At 40.3% G+C, this 16,665-nt stretch carries 17 protein-coding genes; 13 read left to right on the top strand and 4 right to left on the bottom strand.

The genetic code is table 11. The features are described from left to right. Window positions 1–6: 6 nt before the first annotated feature. The 3 genes from gshB (at window position 7) to ruvX (ending at window position 2,146) form a co-directional block, all read left to right on the top strand. The gene (gene gshB, locus WNY98_RS07300; RefSeq protein ID WP_342877516.1) at window positions 7–957 is read left to right on the top strand and encodes a glutathione synthase; all 951 of its coding nucleotides are present in this window, start codon (window positions 7–9) and stop codon (window positions 955–957) included. Window positions 958–1,112: 155 nt separating this feature from the next. After that, entirely contained in the window at window positions 1,113–1,670 is a 558-nt protein-coding gene (locus tag WNY98_RS07295; RefSeq protein ID WP_024598891.1) for a YqgE/AlgH family protein, read from the top strand. Between the two features lie 26 nt (window positions 1,671–1,696). After that, on the top strand, window positions 1,697–2,146 hold the full coding sequence (ruvX, locus tag WNY98_RS07290) for a Holliday junction resolvase RuvX (RefSeq protein WP_002961947.1): 450 nt from the start codon (window positions 1,697–1,699) through the stop codon (window positions 2,144–2,146). Between the two features lie 87 nt (window positions 2,147–2,233). Here the strand turns inward: ruvX and WNY98_RS07285 are convergent, their stop codons facing one another. Both WNY98_RS07285 and WNY98_RS07280 read right to left on the bottom strand, forming a co-directional pair. After that, window positions 2,234–3,370 carry a PilT/PilU family type 4a pilus ATPase gene (locus WNY98_RS07285; protein ID WP_076925076.1) on the bottom strand — a complete coding sequence of 379 codons (1,137 nt, stop codon included), beginning with the start codon at window positions 3,368–3,370 and terminating at the stop codon, window positions 2,234–2,236. Between the two features lie 9 nt (window positions 3,371–3,379). After that, a complete protein-coding gene (locus WNY98_RS07280) occupies window positions 3,380–4,420 on the bottom strand; it encodes a type IV pilus twitching motility protein PilT (protein WP_007585408.1) in 1,041 nt (346 codons plus the stop codon). Between the two features lie 2 nt (window positions 4,421–4,422). On the opposite strand from WNY98_RS07280, the gene WNY98_RS07275 reads away from it, so the two are divergent. The 8 genes from WNY98_RS07275 to WNY98_RS07240 all read left to right on the top strand — a co-directional run bounded on the left by WNY98_RS07275 (window position 4,423) and on the right by WNY98_RS07240 (window position 11,452). Continuing rightward, the gene (locus WNY98_RS07275) at window positions 4,423–5,136 is read left to right on the top strand and encodes a YggS family pyridoxal phosphate-dependent enzyme (protein ID WP_024598893.1); all 714 of its coding nucleotides are present in this window, start codon (window positions 4,423–4,425) and stop codon (window positions 5,134–5,136) included. Between the two features lie 17 nt (window positions 5,137–5,153). Continuing rightward, window positions 5,154–5,975, top strand: coding sequence for a pyrroline-5-carboxylate reductase (proC, locus tag WNY98_RS07270; protein ID WP_342877515.1), 822 nt, complete (start codon window positions 5,154–5,156; stop codon window positions 5,973–5,975). 27 nt (window positions 5,976–6,002) lie between these two features. Beyond that, window positions 6,003–6,536 carry a YggT family protein gene (locus WNY98_RS07265; protein WP_002962568.1) on the top strand — a complete coding sequence of 178 codons (534 nt, stop codon included), beginning with the start codon at window positions 6,003–6,005 and terminating at the stop codon, window positions 6,534–6,536. A 64-nt stretch (window positions 6,537–6,600) separates the two neighbouring features. After that, the gene (locus WNY98_RS07260) at window positions 6,601–7,044 is read left to right on the top strand and encodes a DUF4426 domain-containing protein (RefSeq protein ID WP_024596215.1); all 444 of its coding nucleotides are present in this window, start codon (window positions 6,601–6,603) and stop codon (window positions 7,042–7,044) included. Window positions 7,045–7,048: 4 nt separating this feature from the next. After that, entirely contained in the window at window positions 7,049–7,648 is a 600-nt protein-coding gene (gene rdgB / locus WNY98_RS07255) for an RdgB/HAM1 family non-canonical purine NTP pyrophosphatase (protein ID WP_024598895.1), read from the top strand. Further along, window positions 7,645–8,781, top strand: a complete 1,137-nt coding sequence (hemW, locus tag WNY98_RS07250) for a radical SAM family heme chaperone HemW (protein WP_182196830.1) — start codon at window positions 7,645–7,647, stop codon at window positions 8,779–8,781. The genes rdgB and hemW overlap by 4 nt, the downstream gene beginning before the upstream one ends. A gap of 79 nt (window positions 8,782–8,860) precedes the next feature. Further along, window positions 8,861–10,696: a DUF885 domain-containing protein gene (locus WNY98_RS07245; RefSeq protein ID WP_342877514.1), complete on the top strand. Its 1,836-nt coding sequence runs from the start codon at window positions 8,861–8,863 to the stop codon at window positions 10,694–10,696. An 87-nt stretch (window positions 10,697–10,783) separates the two neighbouring features. Continuing rightward, window positions 10,784–11,452, top strand: a complete 669-nt coding sequence (locus WNY98_RS07240) for a hypothetical protein (protein WP_342877513.1) — start codon at window positions 10,784–10,786, stop codon at window positions 11,450–11,452. Here the strand turns inward: WNY98_RS07240 and WNY98_RS07235 are convergent. Further along, the gene (locus WNY98_RS07235; RefSeq protein ID WP_024598899.1) at window positions 11,435–11,878 is read right to left on the bottom strand and encodes a hypothetical protein; all 444 of its coding nucleotides are present in this window, start codon (window positions 11,876–11,878) and stop codon (window positions 11,435–11,437) included. The genes WNY98_RS07240 and WNY98_RS07235 overlap by 18 nt on opposite strands. 321 nt (window positions 11,879–12,199) lie before the next feature. Beyond that, the gene (locus WNY98_RS07230) at window positions 12,200–12,916 is read right to left on the bottom strand and encodes an SIMPL domain-containing protein (RefSeq protein WP_024598900.1); all 717 of its coding nucleotides are present in this window, start codon (window positions 12,914–12,916) and stop codon (window positions 12,200–12,202) included. Window positions 12,917–13,030: 114 nt separating this feature from the next. Between WNY98_RS07230 and WNY98_RS07225 the strand changes: the two genes are divergently transcribed. Both WNY98_RS07225 and WNY98_RS07220 read left to right on the top strand, forming a co-directional pair. Then, window positions 13,031–15,700 (top strand): bifunctional acetate--CoA ligase family protein/GNAT family N-acetyltransferase, encoded by a 2,670-nt coding sequence (locus WNY98_RS07225; protein WP_342875333.1) that lies wholly within the window; start codon window positions 13,031–13,033, stop codon window positions 15,698–15,700. Continuing rightward, window positions 15,700–16,653, top strand: a complete 954-nt coding sequence (locus WNY98_RS07220) for an ion transporter (RefSeq protein ID WP_024590672.1) — start codon at window positions 15,700–15,702, stop codon at window positions 16,651–16,653. The genes WNY98_RS07225 and WNY98_RS07220 overlap by 1 nt, the downstream gene beginning before the upstream one ends. The last annotated feature ends 12 nt before the right edge of the window (window positions 16,654–16,665 follow it).

Here is a 16,665-nt window from a genome sequence, read left to right as displayed (position 1 = left end):
CAGCGCATGGCAATTAAGTTAGGTATTATTTCAGATCCTATTAGTGGATTTAACATCAAAAAAGACACCGGTTTTGCAATGATGATGCAAGCGCAAGAACGCGGCTACGAAATTTATTATATGGAGATGGATGATTTATCTCTTCGTAAAGGGAAGTCGTACGCTACAGCGTCTAAAGCGCAAGTGTTTAATAATGCAGAAAAATGGTACGAGCTTGAAGAAAAAGCCACTATAGCGCTTGCCGATCTTGATGTGATTTTAATGCGTAAAGATCCTCCTTTTGATACTGAATACATTTACGCGACTTATATTTTAGAACGTGCAGAACAAGAAGGTACGTTAATAATTAACAAGCCACAAAGCCTTCGCGATGCTAACGAAAAGCTATTTACAGCATGGTTTAGCGAACATACGCCAGATACCCTGGTTACACGCAGTCAAAGACAAATTCGTGAGTTTTTAGCCGAGCATAAAGACGTTATTTTAAAACCCCTTGATGGCATGGGCGGCGCATCTATCTTCCGCCTTAGAGAAGACGATGCCAACATTGGTGTAATTTGTGAAACGCTAACCGAGCACGGCAGCCGCTTTGCTATGGTGCAAAATTACATCCCAGAGATCAAACAAGGCGACAAGCGCGTATTGGTTATTGATGGCGAGGTTATTCCGTATTGTTTAGCGCGTATTCCACAAAATGGTGAGACACGCGGTAATTTAGCTGTTGGCGGTCGAGGCGAAGCGCGCCCACTTAGTGAATCTGATTTAAAAATTGCGCAAGCAGTTGCGCCAACGCTTAAAGAAAAAGGCTTAATATTTGTAGGTTTAGATATTATTGGCGATAAATTAACTGAAATTAACGTAACTGCACCAACGTGCGTGCGCGAAATTGAAGCTGCTTATGATATCTCTATTACAGGTATTTTGTTTGATGCAATTGAAAGAAAGTTAGATAAATAAACATCTACCTGTCGTTATTAAAAGCACTTTCGTGTCATGAATTTTAATATAGTTGTTAACTATTAATCTTTAAACCGTATGAGAGTGCTTTTTTAGTTTTAAAAACAAAGGTATGTGCCATACTCAAAGTTCATTAACTAAAAAGGGTGAAGTCTATGCAGTCATTAGAAAATCATTTTTTAATCGCAATGCCGTCGATGCAAGACCCTTTTTTTAAACGTGCTGTTACCTATATTTGTGAGCACAATGAAGATGGGGCTATGGGCTTGGTAATAAACCAACCTATTGATGTTACTGTTGGCGAACTTTTAGATAAAATAGAAATTGATAACGACAAAACTCAAAACGCAGCAAAAGTAAGTGTGTTTGCAGGCGGACCCGTTAAAACTGACCGTGGTTTTGTACTGCACTCTCCTCAACCGGGTTATTCAGCAAGTCAAAAGCTCAGTAGCGATATTATGATCACTACCTCAAAAGACGTTTTGGCAAGCTTAACCACAGCACAAGCACCTGAGCAATTTATTATTACACTGGGTTATTCAGGGTGGGAGCAAGGACAACTCGAACAAGAGTTACTTGATAACAGCTGGTTGATCATAGAAGCAGATCCAAAGATCATTTTTAATACCCCCGTTGAAAAACGGTGGGAAAAAGCAGTTTCAATGTTGGGCTTTGATATTAGCCAACTCAGCCTTGAAGCTGGTCACGCATAACAACTTAAAATTTAAACAAGATACACATGACAAAAAAATCGCTTAAGCCGCAAGGCGAACGCACTGTAATGGGCTTTGACTTTGGCACCAAAAGTATTGGTATTGCTATTGGGCAAGAGCTAACAGGCAGCGCGTCTAGCCTTAAGGCTGTAAAAGCACAAGATGGTATTCCTAATTGGGACCATATTGCTGTGCAAGTGGCCGAATGGCAGCCTGACTTAATGGTTGTTGGCTTACCACTAAATATGGATGGAACGTCACAAGAGGTTACCTTTAAAGCAAAAAAGTTTGCCAACAGATTGCATAATCATTATGGCATTCCTGTGCAAACACAAGACGAGCGTTTAACGACCGCGGATGCTAAAGCGCGACTTTTTGAAAGTGGCGGCTATAAAAACTTAGGCAAAGGTAACGTAGATAATATGTCTGCGGTTATTATTTTAGAAAGTTTTTTTGAGTCTAGTTACGGTGAATAAGCCTGCTATATAAACAACTCGTTATATACAAAAAAAGCGCCAATTGGCGCTTTTTTTGTATTAATACTTAATAGAAAATTCGTTGGTTTATTGATCGCTATTTTTATCGTCAAGGCCATCAATAGTAACGCCTTGTAAAAAGCCCGCACCTTGCTGTTCGTTATTGCGCAGTTTAATCATTAAGCGTAAATCATTCGGCGAATCAGCATGATGCAGTGCATCGGCGTAATTAATTCGCTGCTGTCTGTATAACTCAAATAGCGCTTGGTCAAAGGTTTGCATGCCCATCTCTTTCGATTTAGCCATTGCCTCTTTAATACCACCAATATCACCGTTTTTAATCAGTTCAGCAACCATTGGTGAGTTAAGCAATATTTCAATAGCTGCAACACGACTTTCACCATCAGCAGTCGGTACTAATTGCTGAGCTACAATGGCGCGTAAGTTAAGTGCTAAATCGTACTTAAGCTTATCGTGTTTTTCTTTGGGGACTAAATGCATAATACGGTCAATTGCTTGGTTGGCATTATTAGCATGCAGTGTTGCAACACACAGGTGACCTGTTTCGGCAAAGCTTAGTGCGTATTCCATAGTTTCTTGAGAGCGAATTTCACCAATCAAAATTACATCGGGCGCTTGGCGCAATGAGCTTTTAAGTGCTGACTCAAAGCTTTCGGTATCAAGCCCTACTTCGCGTTGAGTAATAATGCTTTTACGATGCTCATGAACAAATTCAATCGGATCTTCAATAGTCAGTATATGACCACGTTGGTTACGGTTTCTGTAGCCAATAAGTGCAGCTAGTGAGGTTGATTTACCGGTGCCAGTACCACCGACAAACAATACTAGGCCACGCTTAGACATAATTACATCGGTAAGAATTGAAGGTAGACCTAGCTCACTCACATCAGGTATTTGCGTCACAATACGACGAATAACCATACCTGCTTTATCGCGTTGCCAAAAAGCAGAAATACGGAAACGTCCTTCGTCGGTGGCAATCGCAAAGTTACATTCTTTTGTTGTATGAAACTCTGCTTTTTGTTTTTCGCTCATTGCAGATTCAACTAGCTCAAGCGATTGCTCATCAGTAAGCCTATCATCGCTTAGAGCTATTAACTCACCGTTTATTTTTGCGCTTACAGGTAGCTGACTCGATACAAATAAGTCAGATCCTTTTTTCTCAATCATGATAAGTAAAAAGTCGTTTAAAGATAAAGCCATAATAGTTTCTTACCCACCAAATTGTGTTTTGTCTTGTGCTTTTTCTTTCGCTGCAGCATTTGTAACAATGCCGTGATTAACTAAATTAGTTAAACATTGATCCATTGTTTGCATGCCCACAGACGCACCTGTTTGAATAGACGAGTACATTTGTGCAATTTTATCTTCACGAATCAAGTTACGAATAGCAGGTACTGCAATCATAATTTCGTGTGCCGCAACTCGCCCGCCGCCAATCTTTTTAAGCAGTGTTTGCGAAATAACAGCACGCAAAGATTCAGATAACATTGAACGTACCATTGACTTTTCCTCACCTGGGAATACATCGATAATACGGTCAATGGTTTTTGGTGCAGACGTAGTATGTAGCGTGCCAAACACTAAGTGGCCTGTTTCGGCTGCGGTCATTGCAAGACGAATTGTTTCTAAATCACGTAACTCACCAACTAATATTACATCGGGATCTTCACGCAGTGCACTACGTAGCGCGTTTGAAAAGCTATGTGTATCGCGATGTACTTCACGTTGATTAATAAGGCTTAATTTATTATCGTGAACAAACTCGATTGGATCTTCGATTGTTAGAATATGGTGATGTTTATTTTGATTTATATAATCGACCATAGCGGCAAGTGTTGTTGATTTACCAGAGCCCGTTGGGCCTGTCACTAACACGAGTCCACGTGGGGTATCGGAGATTGTTTTAAAAATATCTGGCGCACCTAAATCATCAAGCGTTAACACTTCACTTGGTATGGTACGAAATACCGCAGCAGGCCCGCGATTAGAGTTAAATGCATTCACACGAAAACGTGCTAAATTAGGCACTTCAAACGAAAAATCCACTTCGAGATTTTGTTCGTAGTCCTTGCGTTGATTATCGTTCATAATATCGTAAACCAGACTGTTTACGTCTTTATCTGCAAGGGCTGGTATATTAATGCGGCGAACATCACCGTCTACGCGTATCATAGGTGAAACACCCGATGATAAATGTAAATCGGATGCTTTGTGTTGCACACTAAACGCTAATAATTCGGTAATATCCATTTATGACTCCACAACTAACTGATAAATATATGGTTACAATAGCAGAACGACTCACATCCGCCTACGCTAGAATTGCAGACGCGGCAAAAAACGCACAGCGAAACACTAACGAAGTCACTTTACTGGCAGTGTCTAAAACTAAACCAAGCGAAGATGTTATTGCAGCTTATGAGCATGGCCAGCGCGAATTTGGTGAATCTTATGTTCAAGAGGCTATAGATAAAATAGCTCAACTACAGTCATATAGCGATATCATTTGGCATTTCATTGGACCTATTCAATCAAATAAAAGTGCTTTAGTGGCTGCCAACTTTGATTGGGTGCAAAGTGTTGATCGTATAAAAATAGCCAAACGATTAGATTCCCAGCGCCCAGACGATAAATCGCCTCTTAATATACTTATTCAAGTAAATATAAGCGAAGAAGAAGCCAAATCGGGTTGTAGTGTTGGGCAAATTTCTGAACTTGCCGATTTTATTAACCAATGTAAGCACTTAACACTTCGCGGTTTAATGGCAATTCCGGCTAAAAGTGACGATCTGGATACGCAAATTCAATCTTTTGAGCAATTACAAACTTGCTTTGATAAACTAAAGACCCAATATCCTCAAGTAGATACTTTGTCGATGGGTATGAGCGGTGATGTTGAAGCTGCCATTAGTGCGGGTTCAACCATGGTAAGAGTCGGCACAGACATTTTTGGAACACGAACTTAAAAGGTGATAACAGATTTATGTCAGATAAAAAAATCGCATTTATAGGCACAGGTAATATGAGCTACGCCATTATTGGTGGCATGGTAAAAAACGGTTTTAACGCAAGTAACATTATTGCGACTAACCGCAACCAAGAAAAGCTTGCAAAGGTAGCAGCCGATTTCAAGGTGCAAACCACCCGTGACAATAACGAAGCCCTGCGCGATGCTGATGTAATTGTTTTGTCTGTTAAACCACAAATGATGGGCGATTTATGTAAATCGTTTCAAGATTCGGGCGTAGATTTTAGCGACAAACTGTTCATTTCGGTTGCTGCGGGCTTAACTGTAAAACGCCTTCGCGAAATGCTAGGTCAAGACGTTAAAATGGTACGCTGTATGCCAAACACACCGTCTTTATTAGGCCGTGGTGTATCAGGTTTATATGGCGCGGGCGAAACACAAAGCGAACACGAGTTTGTACAACAAGTTTTTGAATGCACTGGCATTGTTGTATGGGTTGAAAAAGAATCACAAATTAACGACATTATTGCTGTGACTGGCTCTTCGCCTGCTTACTTTTTCTTATTTATGGAAGCCATAGAAGAAAAAGCCAAAGCGCTGGGCTTTAATGATGAAGACGCTCGTCGCCTGGTACAACAAACAGCCCTTGGCGCCGCCGAAATGGCACTTAGCCAACCTGATATTACTATTTCGCAACTACGTTCAAACGTAACATCTAAAGGCGGTACGACTCACGCAGCTGTTGAGCACTTAAAAGATGAAGGCTTAACTAAAACCGTTGGCGATGCAATGGATGCGTGTATTGCGCGTGCGATGCAAATGGAAAAAGAACTTTAAAACCACTTTTTTATTGAAGGTTACACTATGAATGCCATGCAATTTTTGATCAGTACCCTGTTTGATTTGTTTTTAATGGTGGTATTACTGCGCTTTTGGCTGCAGTGGGCAAAAGCCGACTTTTATAATCCAATGAGCCAGTTTGTGGTTAAAGCCACGTCGTTTGCGGTAAAACCACTGCGTAAAATTATTCCGGGGTTTGGCGGACTTGATTTAGCATCTTTGTTGCTGGCATTTATAGTGGCTGTAGCCAAAATTAGTACTTTAATGCTTGTTATATATAATGCGTGGGCAATACAGCCTGTACTTATTCAAGCACTTATAACGGTACTAAAAGAAGGCCTTAACTTAGTTTTTTGGGTACTTATTATTCGCGCTATTTTAAGTTGGGTTAGCCAAGGTTATAACCCTATAGAAGCCGTTTTCCATCAGCTTACTGAACCAATGCTAAAACCAATTCGTAAAATATTACCATCAATGGGTGGCTTAGATTTATCAGTTTTAGTGCTTATTATTGGTATTCAGTTTTTGCAAATGTTGCTTATGGACTTTTTAGTCTAAGCACTTAATTTTTGAGTAAAAGAGGCCCAAAGGCCTCTTTTTTATATGTTTTGAGGAATACATGATGAACCGTTTAATTAAGTTTTGTTTTATTGCTTGTTTAGCATTTGCATTTAACGCGCAAAGCGAAGAAATGCAAGGCGCACAATACAAAGAGCTTGGCCCTTGGCAAGTGCATTACATCGCTTTTCCTTCTACTTTTATTCAGCCAAAAATAGCGAAAGCGTATGGCCTTGAGCGAAGCGGATACAAAGGCATTGTGAATATTTCTGTTTTAAAAAATGATGCCGAAAACACAGCCCAAACGGCAAAGCTTACAGGCACAGCTAAAAACCTACTTGGCAACAAGCAAACGCTTACTTTTAAAGAAGTAAAAGAAGGTGAGTCAATTTATTACCTTGCCCAAGTTGATTACACCAACGAAGAGATTTTACGCTTTGAGATTGAAATACAACAAAGTAATCAATTTCAAAAATTACAGTTTCAGCAAAAATTTTACGTAGATTAATAACATGACCAAAACTTTAGTACTTGCTACAGGTAATCCTGGCAAAGTAAAAGAGCTAGCTAACATGCTAAGCTCTCTGAATATTAATGTAGTCCCACAGAGCGATTTTAATGTAGGTGAAGTTGCCGAAACCGGCACTACCTTTGTTGAAAATGCCATTATTAAAGCACGCCATGCCGCTAAAATTACTGGCATGGCAGCTATTGCCGATGACTCTGGTTTAGAAGTTGATGGCTTAAATGGCGCACCCGGTGTTTACTCAGCCCGCTTTGCAGGCCTAGGTGCCAGCGATCAAGATAACATTGATAAGTTACTCGTTGATTTGGGTAATAACCCTATCCGTAGTGCACGTTTTTGGTGTGTACTGGTATTAATGCGCCACGCAGATGACCCTACTCCACTTATTTGCAGTGCAAGCTGGGAAGGCGAAATTACGCTCACTCAAAATGGCAACGGTGGCTTTGGTTACGATCCGGTGTTTTTTGTAGCAGAGAAAAATTGTACGAGTGCTGAGCTTACAAAAGAGCAAAAAAATGCAGTGAGTCATCGCGGACAAGCGCTACAAAAATTATTGCTAGAGCTAAAGCAAAAAGGCGGCCTGTGAACCTTCCACCACTGAGCTTATATGTGCACGTGCCTTGGTGCGTGCAAAAATGCCCGTACTGCGATTTTAATAGCCACGGACAAAAAGGTGAAATACCTGAAGCTGAATATGTTCAGCATTTAATTGATGATTTAAAAGCTGATTTGCACTTAGTGCAAGGGCGTAAAATTCACAGTATTTTTATTGGTGGCGGCACTCCAAGCTTATTAACTGGTGCAGCTTACACCCGCTTACTTAAAGAAGTCGATAGCCTAATTGGACTTGAAGACAACTGCGAAATTACCCTTGAAGCCAACCCTGGCACAGTAGAAACAGGTCGTTTTAAAGATTACGTAAAAGCAGGTATTAACCGTATTTCTATTGGCGTGCAAAGCATGCAAAACGACAAGTTAAAAGCACTTGGTCGGATTCATGGCAGCGACGAGGCTAATTATGCTGCGCAGCAAGCTAAAGAAGCCGGTTTAAACAGCTTTAACCTTGATTTAATGCACGGCTTACCGGGGCAAACACTTGACGATGCACTGAGTGATTTAAAGCAAATAATAGCGCTAGATCCTCCGCATATATCTTGGTATCAACTAACTATTGAACCCAATACTCAGTTTGCTTCAAAGCCCCCTACCTTGCCACAAGATGAAACACTGTGGGACATTCAAGAACAAGGGGTTGAGTTACTCGCGCAAGCAGGTTACGTGCAATACGAAATATCGGGCTATGCAAAACCGGGCTATCAATGCCAACATAACTTAAATTATTGGCGTTTTGGCGATTATCTCGGTATTGGCTGCGGCGCACATGGTAAGGTTACTGATGCAAATACAGGGCTTATAACGCGTACCGAAAAGGTTAAACATCCACGCGGCTATATGGATTTAATTAAACCATATATGTATAAAAGCTGGCATGTAGAGCAGGACGATTTAGCGTTTGAATTTTTTATGAATCGCTTTCGCCTTGTTGAGCCTTGCCCAATTAATGATTTTAATAAACTAACAACACTGCCGCTGCAAAGTCAGCAAAGTGCATTAAACCAAGCAATAAATAAAGGTTTATTGACTCAAACAGACAGCCATTGGCAGGTAACCTTAAAAGGTCATCGCTTTTTAAATGACCTGCTAGAATTGTTTGTGTAGCGCTAAGGCACTGCACAACAATATAAAACTAATAAATATAAATCACCCTAATGGGTTTCTAACAACAAAAGGGAAAACAATGCGTAAACTCACTTTTATTGCGGCCGCAGTAAGCGTTGCACTACTTGCTGGCTGCCAGCAAACAACACAACAAGCTACTTCAGCTCCTGTTGCACAAGCAGTTCAATCACAACAAAGTGAAATAGACAAAGCGAATGCATTTTTTGAAGATACATTTAACCGCGATGTAATGAGCAGCCCTGTATATCAAACATACATGGGAATTAAGCAAGATTACGATAAATGGGACGATGGTAGCGAAGAAAGAAAGCTTAAAGATTTAGCACAAACAAAAGCGGATCTAGTTACACTAAAAGCAATTAATCGTGATTTATTAGATAACGCGACAAAAGTGAGTTACGACTTAAAAAAACAAGATCTTGAAAGCTCAATTGCTGACTTTAAATGGCGCTACCATAACTACCCTGTGAACCAAATGTTTGGTACGCATTCTATGATCCCTGCATTTTTAATTAACCAGCATCAAATTAGTAATGTAAAAGAAGCTAAAGACTACATTTCTCGTTTAAATGGTGTAACTGGTGTTATTGATCAGCTTATCGTTGATTTAACTGTACGTGCAGAAAAAGGCATCATTGCCCCTAAATTTGTGTTCCCACATGTTATTGATTCAAGCAAAAATATTATTCATGGTGCACCGTTTGAAAAAGGCAATGATTCTACATTGCTTGCTGACTTTAAACGTAAAGTAACGGCGCTTGAAATTAGCCAAGACGAAAAAGACTCGTTAATTAGCGATGCATCAGATGCATTAAAATCAGCTGTTAAACCATCTTACTCTAAACTAATTAATTACCTTGCACAGCTTGAAAAACGTGCTGATGATCGCGATGGCGCATGGAAATTACCTGATGGCGAAGCGTTTTATAACAACGCACTTAAGCGCACAACTACAACTGATTTAACCGCTAAAGAAATTCATGCAATTGGCCTATCTGAAGTGACACGTATTCATGATGAAATGCGTGAAATTAAAGATAAAGTTGGCTTTAAAGGCGACTTAAAAGCGTTTATGCAGTTTATGAAAACTGACAAGCAATTTTACTACCCTAATGATGCACAAGGTAAACAACGCTATCTTGATGAAGCCACTGGGCTTATTGATACAATGAAAACACGTTTAGATGAGCTATTCATTGTTAAGCCAAAAGCTGATTTAAAAGTAAAAGCAGTTGAAGGGTTCCGTGAAAAAGCGGCAGGTAAAGCATTTTACCAACAGCCGGCGCCAGATGGTTCACGCCCAGGTGTTTACTACGCAAACCTTTACGACATGGAAGCAATGCCAACGTACCAAATGGAAGCACTTGCCTACCACGAAGGTATTCCGGGTCACCACATGCAAATAGCCATTTCACAAGAGCTAGAAGGTATTCCTAAGTTCCGTAAGTTTGGTGGCTACACAGCGTATATTGAAGGCTGGGGTTTATACTCAGAGTTCATTCCTAAAGAAATGGGCATGTACTCAGACCCTTACTCAGATTTTGGTCGCCTTTCAATGGAGCTATGGCGCGCATGTCGTCTAGTTGTTGATACGGGTATTCACGCGATGAAGTGGACTCGCCAAGAAGGTATTGATTACTACGTAAATAACACGCCTAATGCAACATCTGACGGTGTTAAAATGGTTGAGCGTCACATTGTAATGCCTTCTCAAGCAACGGCTTATAAAGTGGGTATGCTTAAGATTTTAGAACTTCGTGAAGACGCTAAAAAGCAACTTGGTGATAAATTTGATATTCGCCAGTTCCACGACGTAGTACTTAAAAATGGCCCGGTGCCACTTAATGTACTAGAAAACTTTGTTAACGAATGGGTAGCAAGCAAAAAAGCTTAATATCATTTAAAGCAATTGTTTAAATTGAAAAGGTCGCATTTGCGACCTTTTTTGTTTTATAGTGATAAAAAATCTTTGAGAATAATAATGGATTTAAGCATACAGCTACTTAACGCGCGCATTTCAAAGCATCAGTTAAATGAGCTCGATAACGACTTTAAAAAGCTAAGCACTGCTCAGCAAACTTTGCAACTAAACCATTTATATGAAAGCGCTCAACGATTGAGTGTTAAGTATGATTTTATGCAAAACATTGCTACACGTATATTAGGTACTAATACAGCACCTACACCATTTATTAATCAACTTACTAATATTGATGCATTAAGTTTTTTTACCCCAGCGCTTAAAGTAAATAAAGGCTTTTTAGCACAAGATACCCAAGGAAATAACGTACTGCACAATGTATTTAAACATGCTGATGCTACAAAGCTGCCATTTAACTATGTGCGTTCTTTAATGTTGTTTGAATCAAATGATGACTTAGTTAAAGCGCTTGCGCAGCCCAACTCAGAGGGGTTAACACCTGTTGCCTGCTACATTGCCTACGCAAATAAACCAAGCACACCGGTAAAGCATGAATTTTCAGCCCTGTTAGCGTTAATGGAAATTGAACAAAAACAAAATCCGAACGCAAAACAGCAGCTTGCCAACGTACTAAAAGGGCAAAAAGTTAACGAGACCACAATTTTACTGAGCGCCGCTTACTTGCAACGTTCGACGGTGCAAGTTGCTCACTTAATCAAGGCGCTTTAATTCACTCACAACTTCTGTACGCACACTATCTATGGCATGTGTAATAGATTGCGCAGCACTTTCGTGATCAACCATGTTTGGCCAATTTGTTTGCCAGACCTTTTGTAAGTCTTTTGTTTTTAAATGTACTTTATCAACGGCTAAGTAACTTAAGTCATGAATTAAGTTAACTTTAACCCAGCCTTTTCTAGGGCTGCCATCTATTTTGTTATTGTCGTAATGTGCGGCAAATACAATAAGCTCAAGCTCGGCTAGTTCTTGTAGTATTTGAAAGCTAGCAATACGTGTATTGTTATTTTCTTCACTTGCCTCCATTCGCCATGCATTATAACTAAAGCCTATAAACGCAAATACTACGCTCGCTATAGCAGTAAAAAAATACGAACGGGGCGCCAGTACAAACTGGCCATATTTAGACTCTGACATATTATTTCCTAGGGCCTGTTTATCTTTCGAGGTTAAATTTGCAGCAGTATGTTTGGTATTTAGGCAAGGCAGAGCCTATGCAGTGTGGTTATTCCCCATAAATAGGCGATAACGTGGAATAAATGCCAAACATGCGCTGCCCGAAGGTTTCTGCCTAGGGGCAATTTACTCTTTGTTGCCTACATGGATGTAGGTAAGGGGCGTGAGCAGGACGCGGAAGCTTTGCTCGGTTTTTACTTAGCCCGCTAGGTTACAAACCTCACGCCGCGATTAAATCGCCCCTAGATTGAACAAATTTTAATCCTGAAAGGTCAACAGGCCCTAGTCATTTAAATAATATTCAACACTGGTTACCACTCTTATATTTTTTATTTGCGGTGTATTTGAATCTCGATTACTGATACTAAATTGCCCTTGGCGAGCTGTTTTTATTTTGCCTAATTTTGAATTAGAGTCTTTAGCAAATTTATTAGCGACTTCACGCGCTTTTTCAGTTGCTTCTTGCACCATCGCAGGTTTTACATCATTGAGGCCTGTAAAAATGTATTCAACTTTTGTTTCGTAGCTGTCCTGCACTATTGCGATATCTTGTTTAGCAAGCTGGCTTACTTTACTCAGCGCGTTTTGTACTTTATCTGGCGCAGCAGAATAAACAATAATATTTGAGCGCACTATGTATCTAAATTGCTGATTTTCGTTACTATATTCACGTGCTTGTTTATCAATAACTGACTGGCTGCCTATTGTTATTTCATCGTCGTCAAAACCATGCAGTTTTAAAAAAGCAGTTACAGCATCATTTTTTTTCTCAACTCGGCTGACTAATTTTTCAAGATTATTGTCGGCATCACTAAATTGCAGAGGCCAAATTACTGTATCGGCTATTACTTCTCGCTCGGCCAACCCCTTAACCTGCACAGTACGTTCCATCTCTTTTACACTCAAAGCTGTACTCTTTAAAATAAACCCTAAGCTAATTAAGCCTATACTTAAACAAATAGCCGCTATAACAATGTAAAAACCGGGGGTTTTATTCACAATAATCTCCTTGATTGATATCAATAATAAGCATCTAGACGCTCGAAATAACACAGTAAACAGGGTACATTGAGACTATAAATAACGCAAAATTTAATCAGCCTAGGAAAAACCATGAGCCTTAAGCGCATTACCCAGTTTTTTAACCCAAGCTCAGTGGCCGTTATTGGTGCCTCTAATATATCAACTCGTGCTGGTTTTGTGGTTATGCGCAATTTGCTTCAAGGCGGCTTTAAAGGGCCGATAATGCCTGTTACTCCAAGCCATAGCGCAGTACATGGCGTGCTTGCTTACCCCACTATTGCTGACTTACCAAAAGTACCCGACCTTGCTGTTATTTGTACTAACAAAAACACCTTAATTGATATTATTGAGCAGCTTGGAGAACTTGGCTGCAAAACGGCGATTGTTATTGCAGATGGGCTTTCTGGAGAGCAAAAAAGTGCGCTCAAAGCATGCGCTCAAGCCAAGCAAGTTACTTTGCTTGGGCCAAATTGTTTAGGCTTGCTGATCCCTCATATTGGTTTAAATGCGAGCTTTTCACATACTGTGGCAAGCCCAGGTAAAATTGCATTTGTATCGCAATCAGCAGCAGTATGCTCAACCATTTTAGATTGGGCTAAAAACAAAGAAATTGGCTTTTCATATTTTGTATCGGTAGGTGACTGCCTTGATATTAACTTTAATGAACTACTCGACTTTTTAGGTCGTGATGCTAAAACCAAAGCTATTTTACTCTACATTGATAACATTGAGGATATTCGTGGTTTTATATCAGCAGCAAGAGCTGCGGCTTTTAGTAAGCCTGTAATTGCGATTAAAACAGGTAAAACAAGTGCGGGTGCACTTGCAGCCGAAATTCACACCGGCGGTAAGCAAAGCTCTGATGCTGTTTACGATGCGTTATTTCAACGTGCAGGTATGCTGCGCGTAAATGATTTACGGGAGCTATTTGCAGCGACACAAACACTTGCCATGCATCCAAAATTATTAAAAGTAGAGCAGCTGACTATCTTAACTAATGGTGGCGGGCCGGGAGTTATGGCCGTTGATGAGCTTATTCAAAATTCAGGAAAGTTAGCAGAGCTAAGCATTGAAACTCGAAATGCGCTAAATAAAGTAATTCCACAATCAGAAACCACCTCAAACCCTGTGGATATTTTTGGCGACTCAGCTCCTGCTCGGTACAAACAAGCACTGGAGATTTTATTACACGCTAAAGAAGTTAAAAATTTACTCATAATTCATACCCCATCAGCACTTGCACTCAGCGAAGACTACGCCAACGTTATTGTAGAAACCTTGCAAACATTACCCAAAATGGCGCGCCCTTACGTTATAACTAACTTTATGGGGGAGGATGCATCTTATGCTGCAAGAAAAGTATGCTCTAATAATGCTATACCTACTTACCGTACGCCCGAAGGCGCTGTTGGCGCATTTATGCACTTGGTAACGTATCGTCGTAACCAAAAGCATTTAACGCAAACACCTGAGTCGAACACTGATGACGCAAAAATAAATAAAGTGCCTGCTAAAGCACTTATTAATGAATTTTTAGATGAAGGACAAAGCTACTTACCTACCCATCAGGCAAGCCAAGTATTAAACCATTACGGTATTAAATGCATTCAAACTGAGGTTGCCTACACACCAACAGAAGCGAGAGAGCAAGCCATAGAGCTGGGTTTTCCGGTCGCGTTAAAGCTCATTAGCCCAAGTATTGCCTCAAAGTCTGAAGTAGGTGGTGTGGTGCTTAATTTAAACGACGCCAACGAGGTTGAACAAACCGCTTTTGCAATGCTTATACGTATTAAAAACACGTATCCGGATGCGATTATTGAAGGGTTCTCATTACAAAAAATGGCGCCGCGAGCAGGCGCAAATGAGCTGCGAATTGCGATTAAAACCGAGCCCAATTTTGGCCCTGTTATATTATTAGGTGAAGCAGGAACCGGCCTTGAATATGCACAAGCCGCTGTTGCTCTGCCTCCACTGAATATGAACTTAGCAAAGTATTTAATTGCCGCAGCGCACGATAAAGGCGTACTAAAGGAGCGCATATTACCCGAAAAGGTTGATAAGTATCGTTTATGTGCACTGCTAACACGTATTTCTCAGTTAATTATTGACCAACCTGACATAAGCTCTATGGAACTAAATCCTATCCTTGCCAGCAACGGGCAGTTTTTAGTACTCGATGCCACTATGACCCTTAACCGCTATCAAACTCAGAGCAATCGTAAGCGCTTATCTATTCGTCCCTACCCTATTGAGCTTGTTGAAGTAGTAACACTTAAAAATAACACCCAAGCTACGCTCAGGCCTATAAAGCCAGAAGATGAACAAGCTCATAAAGCATTTGACGAGTCACTTAATAAAGAAGACAGATATAAACGCTTTTTTGGCGAACTACCACAATTTAACCACGATCAACTCGCTAAAATGACGCAAATTGATTACGACCGTGAAATGGCCTTTATTGTTTGCCAACGCTTTGAAGGTAAAACCCGCACACTAGGTGTGTCTCGCGTCATTATGGATCCCGATAACCTACATGCTGAATTTGCTATTGTAGTACGCTCAGACTGCCAAGGTTTAGGGCTTGGTCGCATACTAATGAGTGCTGCAATCAACCACTGTAAACGCCAAGGTGTGGAGTCGATTGAAGGCATAACCTTACCAGAGAATACGGGGATGATTGAGCTAGCCCGAAAGTTAGGTTTTAAAATTAGTCGCGACTTTGAAGAAGGCAGTATTAATATGGTACTTAAACTTAAATAATGAATGAACCACATACTTTAAGACAAAAAATGGCCTGCCTCTTTGAAGGCACAGGTCAATACCATCGAGCAGGACATATTCTTGATATCGCGCTCATTAGCTTAATAATGATTAACGTTGTAGCCATTGTTATTGAATCAATCCCAAGTGTGGCAGAGCAGTATTACAACGAATTCTTAGTTTTAGAAATTGTCTCGGTCGCTATTTTTGCTATTGAGTACTTAGCCAGACTTTGGGCTTGCGTAGATAAAACACAATATGCAGCAATGGAGGGGTCTCATACCAAACGTCGGCTTAGCTACTTTTTCTCCCCTTTGGCAATTGTTGATTTAATTGCGATTTTACCAAGCTTAATGATGTTTTTATTTCCTCTCGATTTACGTTTTTTACGTGTGCTTCGACTATTAAGGGTATTTAAACTCACTCGCTACTCACGCGCCATGCAGCTACTTTTAAAAGCCTTTAACGATGAAGGTAGTTCATTAATGGCTGCTTTTTTTATTATGGCCGTCGTGCTTATTTTAGCTTCATGCGGAATTTATTTAATTGAGCATGACATACAACCCGATAAATTTGGCTCTATTCCCGCGGCTATGTGGTGGGCAATGGCAACACTAACGACTGTTGGTTATGGTGATGTAGTACCTATAACGCCATTGGGTAAATTTTTCGGCGGCGTAATTACACTACTAAGCATGGGAATGGTTGCGATACCTACCGGTTTACTCGCGTCTAGTTTTTCAGAACAAATACGTAAACGCCGCCAATTTTTTGAAGATGCTGTACATGAACAAATTCAAGACGGCACTCTTAATGATACTCAACAAGAACACCTAGAAGAACTACGCTATAAACTAGGCTTGAGTAAACTAGAAGCTAATAAGGCCATTAAAACGCAGTTAAATGAGCATAATAGCCATTTATTTTGTAGGCACTGCGGTAAAAGGCCTTAAATGAGTACTGCC

It is taken from the genome of Pseudoalteromonas sp. AS71 (assembly GCF_038900275.1).
Classification (GTDB): Bacteria; Pseudomonadota; Gammaproteobacteria; order Enterobacterales; family Alteromonadaceae; genus Pseudoalteromonas.
The sequence above is the reverse complement of the archived record's forward strand: the minus strand, read 5'-3'. Positions and strand labels throughout refer to the sequence as shown.

Excerpts from the sequence above, each read along its gene's own strand:
- WNY98_RS07235 (WP_024598899.1), bottom strand. The coding sequence starts at position 11,878 with ATGTCAGAGTCTAAATATGGCCAGTTTGTACTGGCGCCCCGTTCGTAT.
- proC (WP_342877515.1), top strand. The coding sequence starts at position 5,154 with ATGTCAGATAAAAAAATCGCATTTATAGGCACAGGTAATATGAGCTAC.
- WNY98_RS07260 (WP_024596215.1), top strand. The coding sequence starts at position 6,601 with ATGAACCGTTTAATTAAGTTTTGTTTTATTGCTTGTTTAGCATTTGCA.
- ruvX (WP_002961947.1), top strand. The coding sequence starts at position 1,697 with ATGACAAAAAAATCGCTTAAGCCGCAAGGCGAACGCACTGTAATGGGC.
- rdgB (WP_024598895.1), top strand. The coding sequence starts at position 7,049 with ATGACCAAAACTTTAGTACTTGCTACAGGTAATCCTGGCAAAGTAAAA.
- WNY98_RS07245 (WP_342877514.1), top strand. The coding sequence starts at position 8,861 with ATGCGTAAACTCACTTTTATTGCGGCCGCAGTAAGCGTTGCACTACTT.
- WNY98_RS07275 (WP_024598893.1), top strand. The coding sequence starts at position 4,423 with ATGACTCCACAACTAACTGATAAATATATGGTTACAATAGCAGAACGA.
- WNY98_RS07280 (WP_007585408.1), bottom strand. The coding sequence starts at position 4,420 with ATGGATATTACCGAATTATTAGCGTTTAGTGTGCAACACAAAGCATCC.
- WNY98_RS07285 (WP_076925076.1), bottom strand. The coding sequence starts at position 3,370 with ATGGCTTTATCTTTAAACGACTTTTTACTTATCATGATTGAGAAAAAA.
- WNY98_RS07240 (WP_342877513.1), top strand. The coding sequence starts at position 10,784 with ATGGATTTAAGCATACAGCTACTTAACGCGCGCATTTCAAAGCATCAG.
- gshB (WP_342877516.1), top strand. The coding sequence starts at position 7 with ATGGCAATTAAGTTAGGTATTATTTCAGATCCTATTAGTGGATTTAAC.
- WNY98_RS07295 (WP_024598891.1), top strand. The coding sequence starts at position 1,113 with ATGCAGTCATTAGAAAATCATTTTTTAATCGCAATGCCGTCGATGCAA.
- WNY98_RS07225 (WP_342875333.1), top strand. The coding sequence starts at position 13,031 with ATGAGCCTTAAGCGCATTACCCAGTTTTTTAACCCAAGCTCAGTGGCC.
- WNY98_RS07220 (WP_024590672.1), top strand. The coding sequence starts at position 15,700 with ATGAATGAACCACATACTTTAAGACAAAAAATGGCCTGCCTCTTTGAA.
- WNY98_RS07265 (WP_002962568.1), top strand. The coding sequence starts at position 6,003 with ATGAATGCCATGCAATTTTTGATCAGTACCCTGTTTGATTTGTTTTTA.